Here is a 17760-nt window from a genome sequence, read left to right on the forward strand (position 1 = left end):
CCCTCGAACTCCCGTCCTCACTACGCGGAGTGGGCGCCGCCGCCGCGGCGGCGGGCCCGGTACTCGGCCACCACCAGCTCGGTCAGCTCGTCGAGCGACACCTCGGCGGTCGGCTTGTCGAACGTGATCGTGCCGTGCTGCAACAGGTTGACCCGGTCGCAGACGTCGAGAACCTGAGCGTAGTTGTGCGCGATGATGATCACCGAGACCTCGCCGCGGGTCTTGAGGTCGCGGATCAGGTCGAGGATCAGGGCGCCCTCCTTGGCGCCCATCGCCGCCAGCGGCTCGTCCAGCAGCAGGATCTTCGCGTCCGAGTAGACGGCCCGGGCCACCGCCACCGCCTGTCGCTGCCCACCGGAGAGCTTGGCGACCTCGGCGTTGACGTTCGGGATGTTGACGCCCATGTCGGCGAGGTGGTCGCGGGCGAGCCGCCGCATGGCCCGGTTGTTGAGCAGCGGCCCCAGCATCAGCTCCCGGTTGAGGAACATGTTGTGGTAGACGGACAGCTCGTTGATCAGGGCCAGCCCCTGGTAGACGGTGTCGATGCCGAGCGCGCGGGCGTGGTCGACGCTGCGCAGCACCACCTCCTCGCCGTTGACCAGCAGCCGGCCGGAGTCCGGCCGATGGAAGCCGCAGATCACCTTGATCAGGGTGGACTTGCCGGCGCCGTTGTCCCCGATCAGGCCGAGCACCTCGCCCTTCGCCAGGCGCAGGTTCACGTCGCGCAGCGCGGTCAGCGCGCCGAACCGCTTGGCGACGTGCTCCACGTTCAGGACGTCCATCAGCCGCCTCCGGTCCGCCGCAGCCGCGACAGGTACTGGTTGGCGATCATCGACAGCAGGATCGCGCTGCCGAGGATGATGTTGAACGGGTTCGCGCTGATCCCGATCAGGTTGAAGCCGTTCTGCAGCTCGGCCAGGATCAGCGCGCCCAGCAGCGCGCCGATGACCGTGCCCGAGCCGCCGGCGAGCGCGGTGCCGCCGATGACCGCGGCCGAGATCGCGGTGAAGGTCAGCGCGGTGCCGCCGCCGATGTTGGGATCGATGCTGTTGATCCGGAACGCCTCGAGCAGACCGGCCAGCGCGCCGAGCATGGCCGCCATCATGAAGTTGCCGATCTTGATGCGGTTGACCCGGATGCCGGCCTCGGTGGCGCCGATCAGGTTGCCGCCGACCGAGATCGTGTGCAGTCCCCAGCGCGTACGCGTGAGGACGACGTGGTAGACCGCGACCACGCCGAGGCACCAGATCAGCGACGACCAGTCCCCGGCTCCGAAGATCGTCTGGATCCTGCCCTGCGCCGCTTCCGGAATCTGCGCCGGGTACGCGTGCGAGGTGGTGAGCAGAATGCCGAGCAGCAGATAGTACGAGCCCAGCGTGGCCACCAGCGACGGCACCTTGAACTTGGTGACGATGACGCCGTTGCAGAACCCGATGAACGCCGAGATCGCGAACGCGATGAGGAACGCCGGGATGACCGGGATCCCGTAGTCGTCGACCGCGTAGTGCACGAGGAACGGCGCGAACGCCGCCACCACGCCGACCGACAGGTCGATCTCGCCCGAGACCAGCAGCAGCACGATGCCGACCGCGACGATGGCGGCCGGGGCGGTGGCCTGGGCGATGTTGCGCAGGTTGTCGTGGGTGAGGAAGACGTCGCTGGACGCCCGGAAGTAGATCGCCATGGCGATGGCCACGATCAGCACGCTCGCCTCGCGCCAGCGCACGAGCACGGTGCCGCCGGTGCGCAGCAGCGTCAGGAGACGCCGGTCACGCTGGGCCGGCGTCTCCTGCTGCCGGGGAAGGGTCCCGGTCATGCGTGTGCGATCGGTCCGGAGCGCTCGACCAGCTTCACCTCGGTCGACGAGCCCTCGTACCGGGTCTGGGTGTTCTGGTACTGAGCGACGTTGTCCTTGGTGACGAAGAGCAACCCGGTGTTGGTCTGCGGCGGCGAGATGAGGCCGCCGGAGATCTTGAAGAGGTACAGGTACAGCACCGGCAGGAAGCCCTGCAGGTACGGCTGCTGGTCGATGGTGTAGTCGAGGTCGCCGGACTTGATCGAGGCGAGCGTCTCCGGGATCAGGTCGAAGCCCCCGGCCACCTTCAGGCCCTTGCTGCGCATGTTGTACTTCTTCACCGTCTGGCCGACGGCCTGGGTCGACCCCGCGTCCACGGCGAGCATCCCGGCCAGGCCGCTGTGCCCCTGCGCGTACGCGTCGATGATGGACAGGCCCTTGGTGACGTCGGCGTTGGTGGCCACCGAGGTGAACTGCACCGCGCCACCGGCGTCCTTGAACGCCTGCTGGGCGCCGTCGATGCGGGGCTGGATGTTGAGCTGGCCGGGGGTGGCGATGAAGCCCACCACGGCGCCCGACTGCACCTGGGTCAGCGCGCGCTGGCCCAGCGCGTACCCGGACTCGTAGAGACCCTGGCCGATGTACGTGAGCCGGTTGGTGCCGGCGTCGTCGCGCGCGCCGTCGGCGTTGTACGACACCACCGGGATGCCGGCGTCGAGGGCCTGGTCGACCGGCGCCTTGAACGCCGACTTGTCCACCACCGCGATGGCGAGCCCGTCGGCCTTGCCGCTGATCGCCGTGTTGGTGGCGTTGACCATCTCGGCCACCACCGAGTTCTGCGACCCAGTCCATTGGTACGAGCAGCCGAGCAGCTTGCACGCGTCCTCGGCGCCGTACTGGGTCGGGGTGAAGAACGGGTTGGTGGTGACGTGGTTGACGAAGACGAACTTCCAGTTCGGCGTCTTCGGGAAGTTCCCGATCGCGTCCGAGCTCGCGGTCGTCTTGTCCTTGCTGCACGCGGAGAGCAGTCCGGTCGCCGCCAGCGACGCGCTGGCCAGGCCGGCGCCGGCCAGCAGCCGGCGGCGGGTGGTGCCCCGCGGATCCAGTTTCTCGGCCGCCTCCTCGACGACCCGGGGCAGATCAGGCATGACGCGCCACACCGAGGTGGTAGATGGTGGTGGTGCGGTACGTCTGCCCGGGCCGCAGGACGGTCGACGGGAAGTTGGCGTGGTTGGGCGAGTCCGGGTAGTGCTGGGTCTCCAGCGCGAAGCCGTCACCCTGCCGGTACATGTGGCCGCTCGTGCCGACCAGCGTCGCGTCCAGGAAGTTGCCGGCGTAGAACTGGATGCCGGGCTCGGTGGTGTAGATGGTCAGCTGCCGCCCGCTGGCCGGGTCGGTCGCCTTGGCCGCGAGCTCCAGTTTCCGGAAGGTCGGGTCGCGCCGGTCGAGCACCCAGTTGTGGTCGTAGCCGCGGCCGATCACCAACTGCCCGAAGCTGTCGCGGTTGCGGGCGCCGATCGCGGTGGCGTGCCGGAAGTCCATCGGCGTGCCGGCGACCGGGTCGATCGCGCCGGTCGGGATCAGCGTGGCGTCGACCGGGGTGTAGCGGCTGGCGTTGAGCTGGAGCTTGGTGTTGTCGATCGTGCCCGCGCCCTCACCGGAGAGGTTCCAGTAGTTGTGGTTGGTGAGGTTGACGACGGTCGGCTTGCTCGTGGTCGCGACGTAGTCCATCAGGATGTCGTGGTTGCGGGTCAGCGTGTAGGTGACCGTGGTCTTGAGCTCGCCGGGGTAGCCCTGGTCGCCGTCGGGGCTGGTGAACTGGAGCTTCAGCGCGACGCCGTCGCGGGTGCGCATCGGGGTCGCCGCCCACACGTGCTTGTCGAAGCCGACCGTGCCGCCGTGCAGGCTGTTCGGGTCGTTGTTGATCGGCAGGTGGTAGGTGACGCCGTCCAGAGTGAACGTGCCCTTGGCGATCCGGTTGCCGTAGCGCCCGATGATGCAGCCGAAGTACGGGCTCTTGGTCTCGTAGTCGGCCAGATTGTTGAACCCGAGCGCGACGTTGGCCCGGTGGCCGTGGCGGTCGGGCACCTCGATGGACTGGAGGATGCCGCCGTACGTGAGGATCTTGACGCGCATCCCGTTGTTGGTCAGGGTGTAGCGGTCGACGGCGACACCGCCGGCCGTCGTGCCCCAGGGCTGTTTGGTGATGGTCGCGGTGCCGCCGGCGTACGAGGTCGACGCCGAGACGACGCCGACACCTCCGACCATGAGCAGCACCGCTCCGAACCGGACCGCAGCCCGGCCTGAAGACATCTTGGGCATCGTGCCTCGCCTCTCTCAGCGGCGCCACGCCCGTGCGTGGCAGGGCAGAGTGCGATAGAGGGCGACCACGGGGAGGGGGAGTCATCACCCCGGGGCGTGGTGAGGAACGTCTCGCCTGGTGGGTGGACGGAACCGGATGGTTGCTCAGGCGAAACCAAGAGCGCGGGGTCGACCGTACAATTTGCCGAATAGCAATGTCAACACCGCTGTTTGCCTTTGCGCTTTTAAAGAATCAACACTTTCCGGTACGCGAGAGGCCGCCCGATCTTCAATAGATCGGGCGGCCTCTTGATCGTTTTTTGTCAGCCCTGATCGGGTGCGCTGTTCAGCTCCTGAAGCTGCTGCGTGACATGGTTGTTGAGCGCGTGGTGATAGCTCTGCGCCAGCTGGCCGAGGCGGTCGATCTCCTCCAGCAGCGCGGCCCGCTTCGCGCCGATCGTGCTCATCGCCTCGGAGTGGTTGCGCCGGGCGTCGCTCTCGATCGTGGCCGCGCTCAGCTGCGCCTCGCTGGTGAGCTGCTCGGCCTTGGACCGGGCGGTGGTGATCAGCGACTCGGTCTCGCGCTGGGCGTCGCGCATGTGCTCGTCGGCCGTGCGCTGGGCCATCATCAGCACCCGTGCGTTGCGGTCGTCGTCGCCGACCTGGCTGAACCCGCCGGACGGGGTGGCCGAGCGGGCCCGCTCGAGCTGCGACTGCACGCTCCGCGCGTTCTGCTCGGCCCGGGCGCGGGCCTCCTGCAGGCGCTCCAGCTGGGCGGTCAGCTCGCTGAGCTCGGCGCTGAGCGCCATGTTCGACGGGCCGCCGGCCGGGGCCGGACCGCCCGGCCCGCGCTGCATCTGGTCGCGCAGCACGCCGTTCTCCTCGAGGAGGCGGATCAGCTCCTGCTCGACCTCGTCGAGGAACGCGTCGACCTCTTCCTCGTCGTATCCACGCTTGCCGATCGGTGGCTTCTTGAACGCCACGTTGTGGATGTCTGCTGGAGTGAGCGGCATCGTGCTCCTCGGTTTCCCATCGTCACCGGTGTTGCAGCCCGATATGGTACGCACCCCGGCTGGGCGTCGCCCGTCGGCGTGATCACTACTGCCCTTTTGTCGCGCTTTGGAGCAGCGTGATGATCGCCAGGGTGACCTCGGGCTTGTCCTTGCTGCCGCACGACGTGTACCGCACGACGCCCTGGCCGGTCGCCACCACGTAGGTGAACGCGTCGGCGCAGCGGACGACCTCGCCGCTCTTGGCGGCGGCCTCCCGGGCCAGCCTGGGGTCGGCGAGCAGCTTCTTGAGCTGGGCGTGCTGGGCCGCGGTGAGCGTGCCGGTGCGGGTCGGCTGACCCCGGTCGGTCTTGACCGTCCAGCGCCCGTCGGGCAGCACGGTGATCGTCTGGGTGATGCCGGCCAGGCCGCCGGTCCGCACGATCTGCACCACGCCGAGGTTGCGGGCGGGCGGCGCGGTGGTGGCCGCCGCTCTGGTCGGAGCCGTGGTGGTGGCGGAGGTGGCCGGGCCGGCCGTCGTCGTGCTCTCGGCCGTCGGCGTGACCGGCGCGCCGGTGGTGATCGGCGCCGCGGAGGTGACCGGCACGGCGGCCGAGGGCGCGGGCTGGGCCGTGGGCGTGCTCGAACAGCCGGCGAGCGCCAGCGTGGCGGCCGCGGCCGCCGAGGCGGCGGCCCGGATGATCGGTCTCGCGGGTGTGGGCATCGTCGGCGAAGTTATGTGGCCGGGCCGGGCGTGTCAAGCGCGGCGGCGAGCTGGGCCGACCAGGCGCGCACCACGCGCTCGCGCCGCCGGGAGTCGTCGGTGAGCACGTCGGCGAGCGCGAGCCCGCGGGCCATGTCGAGTGTGGCCTGGATCAGCGCGCGCATCTCCGGGTCGGCGTCGTCGACGCCGAGCAGGCGTACGGCCCGCCGGTGCACGCCCCGGGCGAAGCGCCGTTCCAGGGGCACCACGGCCGCGCGCAGCTCCGGGTCGGCGGCGGCGACCGTCCAGACCTGCAGGGCGGCCCGGAACAGCTCGCCGCCGATCGCGTCGACCAGGCCCGCGACCACCGCGTGCACCCGGCCGGGCCCGCCCGCCGGCGGCTCGGGCAGCGCGTCGAGCAGCGCGGCCCGCTCCTCGAACATGAACTCGAGCGCGCCCAGGATCAGCGCCTCCCGCGTCCGGTAGTGGTGCTGGACGGCGCCCCGGCTGATCCCGGCCTCGGACGCGATGAACCCGACCGTGGACGTCTCCCACCCGTGCCGGGCGAGGCAGCGGATCGTGGTCTCCAGCAGGTGCTGCCGCGTGGCCCGGCTGCGGTCCTGCTTGGGCGTGGTGACGTCAGTCATCGGCGGGCGTCACGACGGCCAGGGGCGTGCCCTGGGTGACCTGCTGACCGACGGTGACCGGCAGCTCGGCGACCACGCCGGCGGCGGGGGCGTGCACGGCGTGCTCCATCTTCATCGCCTCGAGCCAGACCAGCGGCTGCCCGGCCGCGACCCGGTCGCCCGGCGCCACCGCCAGCCGGATCACCGTGCCCGGCATCGGAGCGGCCAGCGCGCCGGCCGGGACGCGGGACGACGGGTCGGTGAACCGCGGCTTGCGGCGCAGCTCGAGCGAACCCTGCGGGCCGTCCACGACCAGCCGCACGTCCGCGGGCGTGTCGGGGCCGGCAAGGAAGTCGGGGCCGGCGGGGAAGTCGGGGCCGGCGGGGAAGCGGCCGACCGTCCACGTCCGCCGCACGCCCTCGACGTCGAGAACCACGCGGGCGGGATCGGCCGAGACGAATGCGACGTCCTCGATGCCGTCGACCTCGAGGCGGCCGCCCCGCGCGAATCGATAACGCACGGAAATTTCGTCATCACCGTGGAAATAGGCTCGATGGCGGTATCCAACGGAAATGTTCCGGAAGCCACTTCGGACGCCCGGCAGCAACGGTCCCCGTTCGGCGGCGGAATCGGCCAGCGCGGCGGCCAGGGCGCCGATTTCCGGGCGGGGGAAAGAAACGATCAATGACGCCGGAGGATGGGCGTCGTAAAAGGCGGTGCTCGCCGTACCGGAAAGGAATTGAGGGTGCAGAAGGCTCCCGACGAGAAGATCGCGATTGGTGGTCACGCCGTGCACCCGCGACCGGCGCAGGGCCGCCGCCAGCTGCCGGGCCGCCGCCTCCCGGTCCGGCGCGCAGGAGACGACCTTGGCCAGCATCGCGTCGTAGTGCGGGCCGACCACGCTGCCCTCGGCCACGCCGGCGTCGACCCGGATCCCGTCGCGGCCGGGGCTCTCGAACGCCACGCCGGCCACGTCGAAGAGGACGACCGTCCCGGTTTGCGGCCGCCAGTCCGCGGCCGGGTCCTCGGCGTACAAGCGCGCCTCGATCGCATGCCCGGACATCGCCGGCTCCCGGCCGATCAGCGGGCGCCCGGCGGCGACGTCGAGCTGGAGGCCGACCAGATCGGTTCCGGTCACGCCTTCGGTCACCGGGTGCTCGACCTGAAGCCGGGTGTTCATCTCGAGGAACCAGAAGCCGCCCTTCTCGTCGGCCAGGAACTCGACCGTCCCGGCCCCGCGGTAGCCGACCGCGGCCGCCGCCGCCCGCCCGGCCGCCAGCAGCCGCTGCCGCAGGTCGCCGCCGAGCCGGTCGACCAGCGGCGACGGCGCCTCCTCGATCACCTTCTGGTGGCGGCGCTGCAGCGAGCACTCCCGTTCGCCGAGCGCCCAGATCGTGCCGTGCTCGTCCGCCATGATCTGCACCTCGACGTGGTGACCGTCCTCGAGGTACCGCTCGCAGAACACGGTCGGGTCGCCGAACGCGGCCGCGGCCTCGCGCGCGGCCGACGCCAGCGCCTCGGGCAGCTCGGCCAGCGCGCGTACGATCCGCATGCCGCGTCCGCCGCCGCCGGCGCTCGCCTTGACCAGCACCGGCAGGTCGTCCGCGGTCAGCGTCGCGACGTCGAGCCGCTCGAGCACGGGCACGCCGGCCACGGCCATCCGCCGCTTCGACTCGATCTTCGAGCCCATCACCTCGATCGCCTCGGGGCCGGGGCCGACCCAGGTGAGGCCGGCGTCGCGTACGGACCGGGCGAAGTGGGCATTTTCCGACAGGAAGCCGTAACCGGGGTGGACCGCGTCGGCGCCCGCCCGCCGCGCCGCCTCGATGATCAGGTCACCGCGCAGGTAGGTGTCGGCTGCGGTCTCGCCGGGGAGCCGGACGGCGCTGTCGGCCTCGCGCACGTGGGGCGAGCCCGCGTCGGGGTCGGAGAAGACGGCGACGGTGGCGATGCCCCGGCGACGGCAGGTGGCGAAGACCCGGCGGGCGATCTCACCCCGGTTCGCGACGAGAACAGACGAGATCATGGGAGGCCTCACATCCGGAAGACGCCGAAGGCATCGGTGCCCCGCACCGGCGCGCTGTGGATGGCGGAGAGGGCGATCCCGAGCACGTCCCGGGTGTCGCGCGGGTCGATGATGCCGTCGTCGTAGACCATGCCGGAGAGCACGAGCGGCATCGACTCGGCGGTGATCTGCTGCTCGATCATCTGCCGGACGACCTCGGCGCCGTTCTCGTCGAACGGGCGGCCCCGGGACAGCGCCGACGCCTTCGACACCAGATAGGTGACGTCGGCGAGCTGCTGCGCGCCCATCACCGCCGAGCGGGCGCTGGGCCAGGAGAAGACGAAGCGGGGGTCGTACGCGCGCCCGCACATCCCGTAGTGCCCGGCGCCGTACGAGTTGCCGATGAGCACCGAGATGTGCGGGACGGCCGAGTTCGACACCGCGTTGATCATCATGGCGCCGTGCTTGATGATGCCGCCCTGCTCGTACTCCTTGCCGACCATGTAGCCGGTGGTGTTGTGCAGGAACAGCAGCGGCGTGTCCGACCGGTTGGCGAGCTGGATGAACTGGGCCGCCTTCTGCGCCTCCGCACTGAACAGGACGCCGTTGGCGTTGGCCAGGATGCCGACCGGGTAGCCGTGCAGCCGGGCCCAGCCGGTGACCAGGCTCGTGCCGTAGAGCGGCTTGACCTCGTCGAAATCGCTGTCGTCGACGATCCGGGCGATGATCTCGCGAGGGTCGAACGGGGATCTCAGGCCTTTCGGCACGATGTCCAGCAGGCTTTCCGCGTCGTACCGGGGCGGCTTGGTTTCCGCCGGTTTTCGTCCGGATTTTTCGTGATTCAGCCGCGCTACGATGCGCCGGCCGATGCGGATCGCGTCCTGCTCGTCGGCGGCGTAATGATCGGCCAGCCCGGAGATCCGCGCGTGCATCTCGGCCCCGCCCAGCGACTCGTCGTCGGACTCCTCGCCGGTGGCCGCCTTGACCAGCGGCGGACCGGCGAGGAAGACCTTGGAGCGTTTCTCGATCATCACGACGTGGTCGCTCATCCCGGGGAGGTACGCGCCGCCGGCCGTCGAGTTGCCGAAGACCAGCGCGATGGTCGGGACGCCTTCCCGCGACAGCCGCGTGAGGTCCCGGAACACCGCTCCACCCGGGATGAACACGTCCTTCTGCGTCGGCAGGTCGGCGCCGCCCGACTCGACGAGCACGATCAGCGGAAGCCGGTTGGCCCGCGCGATCTCGTGCATGCGCAGCGTCTTGCGCAGCGACCACGGGTTGCTGGCGCCGCCCTTGACCGTCGGGTCGTTCGCCACGATCAGGCACTCGACGCCGCTGACCACGCCGATGCCCGCCACCACGCTGCCGCCGACGGCGAACGACGAGCCGTAGCCGGCCAGCGCGGCCAGCTCCAGGAACGGCGAGTCGAGGTCGAGCAGCAGCTCGATCCGCTCCCGGGCGGTCATCTTGCCGCGGCTGTGGTGTCGTTCGACGGCCTGTTCGCCGCCGCCCGCCACGGCCTTGGCCGTCTCCGCCGCGATCTCGCCGAGCGCGTCGAGCATCGCCTGCCGGGCCGCGACCGCCTCGGCCGACCCGGTGTCCAGTGTGGACCGCAGCACGGTCACGGCGCCTCCAGAAGCTCGAGGGGGATGTCGACGTGCCGCGAGCGCAGCCATTCGCCGAGCCCCTTGGCCTGCGGGTCGAAGCGGGCACCGTAGGCGACCCCCTGGCCCAGCAGCCCTTCGATCACGACGTTGACGGCCAGGATGTTCGGCAGCTCGGTGATCCGGATCGGCCGGTCCGCCGTCTCCGGGAGCAGCTCGCGGACACGCTCCGCGACGATCAAATTCGCCAGCCAGGGGTACGCGTCCGGGTCGCGCACCCACAGCCCGACGTTGGCGTCGCCGCCCTTGTCCCCGGAGCGCGCCCCCACGATCGTGCCGAGTGGCAGCCGCCTTGTGGACGGCTCCGGTTTTCTGTCGTACCCGGTTGCTCTACTGGTCCCCACCCGTAACAGGGTGGGGGTGGACCGGGCACGACCAGTATCCAAGCGATCTCGGAAAACCGGCGGCGCGATCCGGGAGACCGACCCGTCGTCGTGCACGACCTCGTGCACGGGCTCGTCCTGCGGCACGAACCCGGCCGTGAACACCCCGTAGGGATGCGCCGGCCCCGGCGGCGTCGTCGCGAAGAAGCCCGGATACGACCCCAACGCCACCTCCACCGCGGCATTGCTGAACGGCCGGTCCACGACCTTGTGCTCCGGATCCCGCGCCACCACCGTGAGCAGGGCCGACGCCTGCCTCTCGGTGGCCGCGTCGGGCACGTCGAGCCGCGCCAGGTCCCACGTCAGCTCGGCCGGCCGCCGTCGCAGCCCGGCCTCGAACTGCCGCCGGAACAACGCCGCCTTGGCCTCGATGTCGAGCCCGGTCAGCACCACCGACATCTCGTTGCGATACCCGGCGACCGCCGTCTGCGAGACCTTCAGCGTGGGTGGGGGCGCTTCCCCGCGTACGCCGTCGACGCGCACCCGGTCCGGTCCCTCCTGCCGCAGCGAGACCGTGTCGAGGCGGGTCGTCACGTCGGGGCCGAGGTAGCGGGCGTCCTGCACCTCGTACACCAGTTGCGCCGTCACCGTGCCGACCGTGACCGCGCCGCCCGTCCCGGGGTGTTTGGTGATCACGCTGGAGCCGTCCTCGTGGACCTCCGCGATCGGGAAGCCGGGATGCGCCAGGTCCTCGATCTCGGTGAAGAACGGATAGTTCCCGCCGGTGGCCTGCGTGCCGCATTCGATGACGTGCCCGGCGACCGTGGCGCCCGCGAGCCGGTCGAGATCGTCGCGCCCCCAGCCGAAGCGCGCGACGGCCGGCCCGACCACCAGCGAGGCGTCGGTCACCCGTCCGGTGACCACGATGTCCGCGTCCATCGCGCGAGCAATGCCGAATCCGCCCAGGTACGCGTGGCGGCCCGCACCCAGCTCGTCACCGCGCACGAGCGCGACCGTGGGGGAGAGGCCCTGCTCGGCGGCGACCGCGCGGATCGCGGTGGCCAGCGCCGACGGGTTCACGCCACCGGCGTTCGTCACGATCTTCACACGGCGGTCGAGGGCGAGCCGCAGGCAGTCGCGCAGCTGGGTGAGGAAAGTCCGCGCGTACCCGAGACCGGCGTCCTCCCGGCGGTCGCGCCCGAGGATCAGCATGGTCAGCTCGGCGAGGTAGTCGCCGGTGAGCACGTCGAGGTCGCCGCCCTCCAGCATCTCCCGCATCGCGGAGAGGCGGTCCCCGTAGAAGCCGGAGCAGTTGCCGATGCGGATCACCAGCCGAGGCTCGCACAGCCGGGAAAAACAAGCAAGCGTGCTTGTTTTCCGGCCGGGCCGGTCGCTACCGTCGGGTGATGCGGCTCAACGAGGACCACAAGGCCTTCCGGGAAAGTGTCCGGCGTTTCGTCGACACCGAGGTCAACCCGCACGTCGACGCGTGGGAGGCGGCCGGGCGCGCGCCGCTGCACGACCTGTTCCCCAAGGCCGCGGCGCTGGGGCTGCTGGGCTTGGAGTATTCACCGGACTACGGCGGCGAGGGCGCCGACCACAGCTTCCAGCTGGTGGCGGCCGAGGAGTACGGGCGGATGCACGCCGGCGGCGTCGGCATGGCGATCGGCGTGCAGGCCATGATGGCCACGCCGTCCCTGCACGACTTCGGCTCCCCGGCGCTCAAGGAGCAGTTCCTCGCCCCGGCGATCGCCGGTACGGCGGTCACCTCGATCGCCGTCACCGAGCCCGACACCGGCTCCGACGTCTCGAGGCTGCGCACGCGGGCGGTGCGCGACGGCGGCGACTGGGTCATCACCGGCCGCAAGGTCTACATCACCAACGGCGCCCAGGCCGACTGGCTGTGCCTGCTGGCCCGCACCTCCGACGAGGGCGGCTACCGCGGCATGTCGCAGATCGTCGTGCCCACCGACCTCCCCGGCTTCTCGGTCGCCCGCACCTTCGACAAGCTCGGCAACCGTTGCTCCGACACCGCCGAGCTGGTGCTCGACGAGGTACGCGTCCCGGTCGCCTACACGATCGGCGAGGCCGGCCGCGGCTTCCAGCAGCAGATGCGCCAGTTCGTCACCGAGCGCATGTTCGCCGCCTACACCACGGCCGGCCAGTGCCAGTACGCGCTGGACCGCACGCGCGCCTTCGTCCACGAGCGCTCGGTCTTCGGCCGCCCGCTCGCCGACCGCCAGTACGTGGCGTTCCGCCTGACCGAGCTGCAGGCCGAGGTCGACCTGTTGCGCAGCCACAACCTGCAGACCTGCGAGGCGCTGATGGCCGGCGAGGACATCACCCGCATGGCCACCGTCGCGAAGCTCAAGGCCGGCCGCCTGATCCGCGAGGTGGCCGACTGGTGCCTGCAGTTCCACGGCGGCGCCGGTTACCTCGAGGAGACCTGGACGGCCCGCATGCTCCGCGACGTCCGCCTGACCTCCATCGGCGCCGGCGCCGACGAGGTCATGCTGCAGGTGCTGGCCCGCCTGGACGGCCTGCCGGCCTGACGCCGCCGGCCGTCAGGCGCTGCCGGCCGGTTCCGCACGTGGCCGCCGCGCCCGCCGGGGGTGAGGCCGTGGCCGACTCCCGCGCACCTCGGGGTGAGGCCGTGGCCGCCTCCCGCGCCCGGCGGGGTGCGGCCGTCGGCGCGCCCGTCTTCCGCGCCCGGTCGGCCGGCGCGCCGCTCCGGGACGCCGGCGGTTTCAGGAACACCCGCCCGATGCCGCCGATGTGCTTGAGCTCCGGCACCCGCCCGGTGAGCTGGGCGACCACCCGCCCGTCGGGCTCGGCGCAGACGACCACGCGGACGGCATAACCGTCCGGCCGGGCCGTCGCCGTCAGGTTGACCTGACGGTCGTCGTCGGTGAGCTGCCAGAAGAGCGGCTGGGCCATGGGACACCGTCCTGCCTCGTTGCGGAACGCGCTGGTGCGAACAGTTTGCCGCGCACGCGAACGGGCCGCCCGCGGGCGACCCGTCCTCTGTGGATAACTCGACCGGAAGACCCGACCGGAAGACCCGACCGGAAGCTCAGCCGATCTCAGCCGATCTCGTAACCGCCACCGCTGCCGGCCACCTTGGCCGGCACGCCCTTGCGGATCCGCTCCCCGCGCATCGCCACCTCGACGACGTCCTTGACCGTGCCGATCAGCAGGATCGCGATGATCCCCAGCGACAGCCAGCGCTCCACGTCCACGTCATCGCCGAGGCCGGCGAAGCTGTCGAACTCCGGGTTGAAGAAGTGACCGGTCGCGAGCAGGTAGATCAGCGGAACCGTGAAGAGCAGCTGCAGGACGGTGTTGACCACGGTCACCGTGCGGTTCCAGGTGCCGAGCCGCCACACCCAGACCTCGTAGACCCCCTGCAGGATCAGGACCACGATGAGGTACGGCCACCAGAACGTCCAGTTGGCCGGATCGAGCACCGGAACCTCGCTGAACGTGAACTGCTGGAGGATCAGCGCGGCGATCAGCAGCGCGGGCCAGACCAGGCCGGCCGCCATCTCGTGGGTGGGCAACCCGTCCGGCTCGTAGCGCGGCAGGTCCTTGAGCGACCACGGCGACCGCAGGCTGATCGTGCCGCGGCCGGCCCGCTCGACGACGAAGAAGATCAGGGTGGTCCAGAACATCATCTGCACGCCCACGGTGAGCGCCGAGGTCACCGCGGCGGCGATCACCTTGCCGATCGCCGGGTCGTCGAAGAGCTGGATGACGACCACCACCGCCACGACGACCGGCAGCACCGCGCTGAGCAGCAGCACCGACAGCCGCCGCCAGGCCGGGTAGAGCTCCGGTCCGATCAGGTACTGCGGCCGGTCGGCGTAGCTGTCGGCGAGCCGGTCGGGGTCGCCGAGCTCGGTCAGCGTGCCCTCGACGGCGGCCTCCCGGCTCTCGCCCGCCTCGACGCGGGCGTCCACCGCGTCCTCGATGGAGGCCCGCAGCTCGCGATCGATGTCGGCGCGTTGCTGCTCGGGCACGCGGCGCAGGGCGGTGTGGACGTAGCGGTCGACGAGGTTCGTCATCGTGTGCTCCCCGTGGTCGTGTCGAGATCGGTGATCGCCTTGTCGAGGCGAGCCCATTCCTCGCGGAGGAGGGCGGCGAGCGCGCTACCCTGCTCGGTGGTGCGGTAGAACTTGCGCGGCCGGGCCTCGTCGGTGTTCCACTCGCTGGTCAGCAGCCCCTGCGCCTCGAGCCGGCGCAGCAGCGGATAGAGCGTGTTGGCCTCGACCTCGAAGCCGGCCTCGCTCAGCGTCTCGAGCAGCGAGTAGCCGTAGCCGGGCTCGCGCAGGACGGTCAGGCTCGCGACGACGACCGTTCCCCGCCGCAGCTCTTGGAGGTGTCCCGCCAACGTCGCATCCATCGTCATGCTCGACACGATACTGCGCGACACACACTATGGCAACTTGCTACACCAATGTGCGCGGCGTCAGTTCGGGGGTGGGAGCTTTGCGCGTACGGGCGAATCCGAAGGCCACCAGGGCCGCCGCCACGACGGTGAGGGTGAGTGACGCGATGGTGATCGCCGAGCGGAACTCGCCCGTCTGCTGCGCGCTCCAGTGCGGCGTCGCGATGCTGCCGGTGAACATCGCGGCCAGGATCGTGCCGGTCATCGCGATGCCGGCGCCCGACGTCACCTCGGTGGCCGTGTCGGTCAGCGCGGCGCCGATGGTCGTCCGGTCCGCCGGCAGGCCGCGCAGGACGTTGGTCCCGGCGACCACGCCGACGACCCGGATCCCGGCGGCGACCAGCGCGAGCGCCAGGGCCACGAAGGCGTACCCGAGATTGCCGAGCAGGCCGTAGACGGCGAGGCCGGCCACCACGGTCGCGGCGCTGAGCCGGGCCGCCCGCTCCAGGCCGGCGCGTTCGACGAACGGGGTGAGCAGCGCGCCGCCCGCGATCAGGACGATGACCTGCGGCAGGAGCCCGATGGCGGCGAGACCGGCGGACCAGCCCCAATCGAGCTGCAGCTGAAGGGTCACCATGTAGCCGAGGCCGGCGACCGCCAGACCGGCCGCGGCCTTGAACGCCAGGCCGCTGGAGACGAGGGGATGGGCGACCAGCTTGAGGTCGAGCAGCGGGTGCCGGGCCGAGCGCTCGCGCCGGGCGAACAGCGCCGCCGCGACGCCTGACCCGGCCGTCACCGCCCACGGCGCCCACGAGCCGGCCCCCTCGTCGACGAAGAGCGTGGGCGCGACCAGGGCGAGCACGATCGCGGCCGTGCCCAGCACCGCGCCGGGCACGTCGACCGGGTCGCGATGCAGGCCGGCCGGGTCGTCGGCGGCGACGCCGAGGCGGATGCCGGCGAAGGCGAGCGCGGCGATCGGCACGTTCGCCAGCAGCAGCACCGGCCACGGCGCGACCGCGAGCACGAAGCCGCCGGCGGCCGGGCCGATCGCGAGGCCGGCCAGGCCCACCGTCGAGATGACGTTGATGGCGCGGACCCGCAGCTTGTCGTCGTCGAACAGGCGGAAGGCCAGCGCCATCGAGCCGGGAGTGGTCATCGCGGCGGCCACGCCCATCGCGGCCCGGACGGCGATCAGCTCGCCGGCGGTGGTGACGAAGGCGGTGGCCAGGCCGGCCGCGCCGAGCAGGACGAGCCCGAGCAGCATGATCCGGCGGCGGCCGAACCGGTCGGCGACCGCGCCGAACGCGAGCATCAGGCCACCGAAGACCACCGCGTACGCGCCGGTCACCCACTGCAGGGCGGTGGTCGACGCGTGCAGGTCGCGCCCGATCGTGGGCAGGGCGACGTTCAGGATCGAGTTGTCCAGCATTTCGAAGAGGAACACGGCGGACAGGCCGGTCAGGGCCATCCAGGCGGCGCGCAACGAAGTCATGCCACTAAGCTAAGTCACTAAATTTAGTCACACAAGAGAGTGAGGTCACATGCCCCGGAACGCAGAGCGCGGCGGGCCCCGGACGCGCGCGCGGATCGCGGAGGTCGCCGCCCGCCTGTTCCTCGAGCAGGGCTTCGACGCGGTCACGGTGGCCGAGGTCGCGCGGGAGGCGGGCGTCTCGAGCGTCACCGTCTTCAACCACTTCCCGCGCAAGGAGGACCTGTTCCTGGACCGCTCGGCCGAGGCGGCCGAACTGCTGCGGGCGGCCGTACGCGACCGGGCGCCGGGCGTCGACGCGGTGGCGGCGCTGCGCTCGCTGACCTTCCGCCTCGTCGACGAGCGGCACCCGCTCTCCGGGCTCGACGAGCGGTCGGTGCCGTTCTTCCGGACGGTGGCGGGGTCGCCGGCGCTGATCGGCCGGGCCCGGGAGATCGCCGCCTCGCTGGAGCGGACCCTGGCCGCAGAGGTGGACGGGCTGCTCGCCGCGTTCTTCGTGGCCGGCTACGCGACGGTGCTGGTGGAGACCGCGCGCCGGCTCATCGCCGGGGAGACACGAGAAGCCGTGCTGGATGGTCATCGGGCGCGGTTCGAGGCGCTGTTCGACGCGCTCCGGAACGGCGTCGCCGGATGATCAGAGCCGCGAGCGCTATGAGCAGGGGAACCGCCGCCCACCCGAACGAAAGACCCCGTCCGCCGGCGGTGGTGTCGGTGATCCAGTCGCCGAGACGGTCGGTGCGGGCGGCGAAGTCGGCGCCGGGGTGCGGGCAGGCCGGGCCGGTGCTGACCACGGCGACCAGGACGGCCGTCCCGCCGCGCGACTCGGTGAAGTAGGGACCGCCGGAGTCGTGCGGGCAGGCACTGGTGTCGGCCCGGGGCTCGCGGCCGGAGATGTCCAGGAGCGTGTCGCCCACCCGGTCGACCACGAACCGGCCGGTCCGCAGACCGGGGGAGCCGGCCGACTCGTCGCCGGAGGCCAGCCCGAAGCCGAGAAGGCGCACGATCTCGCCCTCGCGGGGTGCGCCGGTGCCGAGCCGGATCGGGGTGACGTCGGTGACCGGCGTGGCCAGCTCGGCGAGGGCCACGTCGTAGCCGGGAGCCTGGTGCGCCGCGACGACCGGGACGTCGTGACCGCCGACCGAGGCGACCGTGCGGCGGGCCACCGTCTCGCTGACCCGGCGGCCGGCGGCGTCGCGGAAGCAGTGCCCGGCGGTGATCACCCAGCGCGGTGCGACGAGCGCGCCCGAGCACCAGCTGTCCCGGGTCTCGCCGCCTCCGGTGGGGATGCCGGTCATCGTCAGCTTGGTGGCGAACCGGTACCGGCCCGCGGCGACCCGGTCGCCGTGCGCGACGGCGGCCGCGGGCGCGGCCGGCACGACGACCAGTGCGGCCGGCACGACGATCGACGCGGCCGCCGTGAGCAGGCGGACGAGGTACGTTCGGGACACGGTGACCGATGCTGCCGATCCGGCCGTCGG

At 71.5% G+C, this 17760-nt stretch carries 17 protein-coding genes; 2 read left to right on the forward strand and 15 right to left on the reverse strand.

All coding sequences use genetic code 11. The annotated features are described in order from the left end of the window. Positions 1 to 20 precede the first annotated feature (20 nt). From ACQP2F_RS21730 to ACQP2F_RS21775, 10 genes are all read right to left on the reverse strand, one after another. On the reverse strand, positions 21 to 782 hold the full coding sequence (locus tag ACQP2F_RS21730) for an ATP-binding cassette domain-containing protein (RefSeq protein WP_433306784.1): 762 nt from the start codon (positions 780 to 782) through the stop codon (positions 21 to 23). After that, entirely contained in the window at positions 782 to 1816 is a 1035-nt protein-coding gene (locus ACQP2F_RS21735; protein ID WP_433306786.1) for an ABC transporter permease, read from the reverse strand. The genes ACQP2F_RS21730 and ACQP2F_RS21735 overlap by 1 nt, the downstream gene beginning before the upstream one ends. After that, positions 1813 to 2943 (reverse strand): sugar ABC transporter substrate-binding protein, encoded by a 1131-nt coding sequence (locus ACQP2F_RS21740; RefSeq protein ID WP_433306788.1) that lies wholly within the window; start codon positions 2941 to 2943, stop codon positions 1813 to 1815. Before ACQP2F_RS21740 ends, ACQP2F_RS21735 begins: the two co-directional genes overlap by 4 nt. Then, positions 2936 to 4108 (reverse strand): aldose epimerase family protein, encoded by a 1173-nt coding sequence (locus ACQP2F_RS21745; RefSeq protein WP_433306790.1) that lies wholly within the window; start codon positions 4106 to 4108, stop codon positions 2936 to 2938. The genes ACQP2F_RS21740 and ACQP2F_RS21745 overlap by 8 nt, the downstream gene beginning before the upstream one ends. A 311-nt stretch (positions 4109 to 4419) precedes the next feature. Next, entirely contained in the window at positions 4420 to 5109 is a 690-nt protein-coding gene (locus tag ACQP2F_RS21750; protein ID WP_433306792.1) for a DivIVA domain-containing protein, read from the reverse strand. 85 nt (positions 5110 to 5194) lie between these two features. Beyond that, positions 5195 to 5809, reverse strand: a complete 615-nt coding sequence (locus tag ACQP2F_RS21755) for a hypothetical protein (RefSeq protein ID WP_433306794.1) — start codon at positions 5807 to 5809, stop codon at positions 5195 to 5197. Between the two features lie 11 nt (positions 5810 to 5820). Continuing rightward, positions 5821 to 6435: a TetR/AcrR family transcriptional regulator gene (locus tag ACQP2F_RS21760; RefSeq protein WP_433306796.1), complete on the reverse strand. Its 615-nt coding sequence runs from the start codon at positions 6433 to 6435 to the stop codon at positions 5821 to 5823. Next, positions 6428 to 8440: a biotin carboxylase N-terminal domain-containing protein gene (locus ACQP2F_RS21765; RefSeq protein ID WP_433306798.1), complete on the reverse strand. Its 2013-nt coding sequence runs from the start codon at positions 8438 to 8440 to the stop codon at positions 6428 to 6430. Before ACQP2F_RS21765 ends, ACQP2F_RS21760 begins: the two co-directional genes overlap by 8 nt. An 8-nt stretch (positions 8441 to 8448) precedes the next feature. Beyond that, a complete protein-coding gene (locus tag ACQP2F_RS21770; protein WP_433306800.1) occupies positions 8449 to 10044 on the reverse strand; it encodes an acyl-CoA carboxylase subunit beta in 1596 nt (531 codons plus the stop codon). Further along, on the reverse strand, positions 10041 to 11684 hold the full coding sequence (locus ACQP2F_RS21775) for an acyclic terpene utilization AtuA family protein (protein WP_433307582.1): 1644 nt from the start codon (positions 11682 to 11684) through the stop codon (positions 10041 to 10043). Before ACQP2F_RS21775 ends, ACQP2F_RS21770 begins: the two co-directional genes overlap by 4 nt. Before the next feature lie 128 nt (positions 11685 to 11812). On the opposite strand from ACQP2F_RS21775, the gene ACQP2F_RS21780 reads away from it, so the two are divergent. Then, the gene (locus ACQP2F_RS21780; RefSeq protein WP_433306802.1) at positions 11813 to 12958 is read left to right on the forward strand and encodes an acyl-CoA dehydrogenase family protein; all 1146 of its coding nucleotides are present in this window, start codon (positions 11813 to 11815) and stop codon (positions 12956 to 12958) included. On the opposite strand, the gene ACQP2F_RS21785 is transcribed toward ACQP2F_RS21780, so the two are convergent. The 4 genes from ACQP2F_RS21785 to ACQP2F_RS21800 form a co-directional block, all read right to left on the reverse strand. Continuing rightward, the gene (locus ACQP2F_RS21785; RefSeq protein WP_433306804.1) at positions 12915 to 13343 is read right to left on the reverse strand and encodes a hypothetical protein; all 429 of its coding nucleotides are present in this window, start codon (positions 13341 to 13343) and stop codon (positions 12915 to 12917) included. The two genes, ACQP2F_RS21780 and ACQP2F_RS21785, sit on opposite strands and share 44 nt — an antisense overlap. Before the next feature lie 146 nt (positions 13344 to 13489). Next, a complete protein-coding gene (locus ACQP2F_RS21790) occupies positions 13490 to 14470 on the reverse strand; it encodes a permease prefix domain 1-containing protein (protein WP_433306806.1) in 981 nt (326 codons plus the stop codon). Then, positions 14467 to 14814, reverse strand: coding sequence for a PadR family transcriptional regulator (locus tag ACQP2F_RS21795; protein WP_433306808.1), 348 nt, complete (start codon positions 14812 to 14814; stop codon positions 14467 to 14469). The genes ACQP2F_RS21790 and ACQP2F_RS21795 overlap by 4 nt, the downstream gene beginning before the upstream one ends. Before the next feature lie 40 nt (positions 14815 to 14854). After that, a complete protein-coding gene (locus ACQP2F_RS21800) occupies positions 14855 to 16285 on the reverse strand; it encodes an MFS transporter (RefSeq protein WP_433306810.1) in 1431 nt (476 codons plus the stop codon). 49 nt (positions 16286 to 16334) lie between these two features. Here ACQP2F_RS21800 and ACQP2F_RS21805 point away from each other — a divergent pair, with 49 nt between their 5' ends. Then, positions 16335 to 16916 carry a TetR/AcrR family transcriptional regulator gene (locus tag ACQP2F_RS21805; protein WP_433306812.1) on the forward strand — a complete coding sequence of 194 codons (582 nt, stop codon included), beginning with the start codon at positions 16335 to 16337 and terminating at the stop codon, positions 16914 to 16916. Here ACQP2F_RS21805 and ACQP2F_RS21810 read toward each other — a convergent pair. Continuing rightward, positions 16822 to 17730 (reverse strand): S1 family peptidase, encoded by a 909-nt coding sequence (locus tag ACQP2F_RS21810; protein WP_433306814.1) that lies wholly within the window; start codon positions 17728 to 17730, stop codon positions 16822 to 16824. The genes ACQP2F_RS21805 and ACQP2F_RS21810 overlap by 95 nt on opposite strands. Positions 17731 to 17760 lie beyond the last annotated feature (30 nt).

Origin of the sequence: Actinoplanes sp. CA-030573 (assembly GCF_050951115.1) — a bacterium.
Taxonomy (GTDB): domain Bacteria; phylum Actinomycetota; class Actinomycetes; order Mycobacteriales; family Micromonosporaceae; genus Actinoplanes.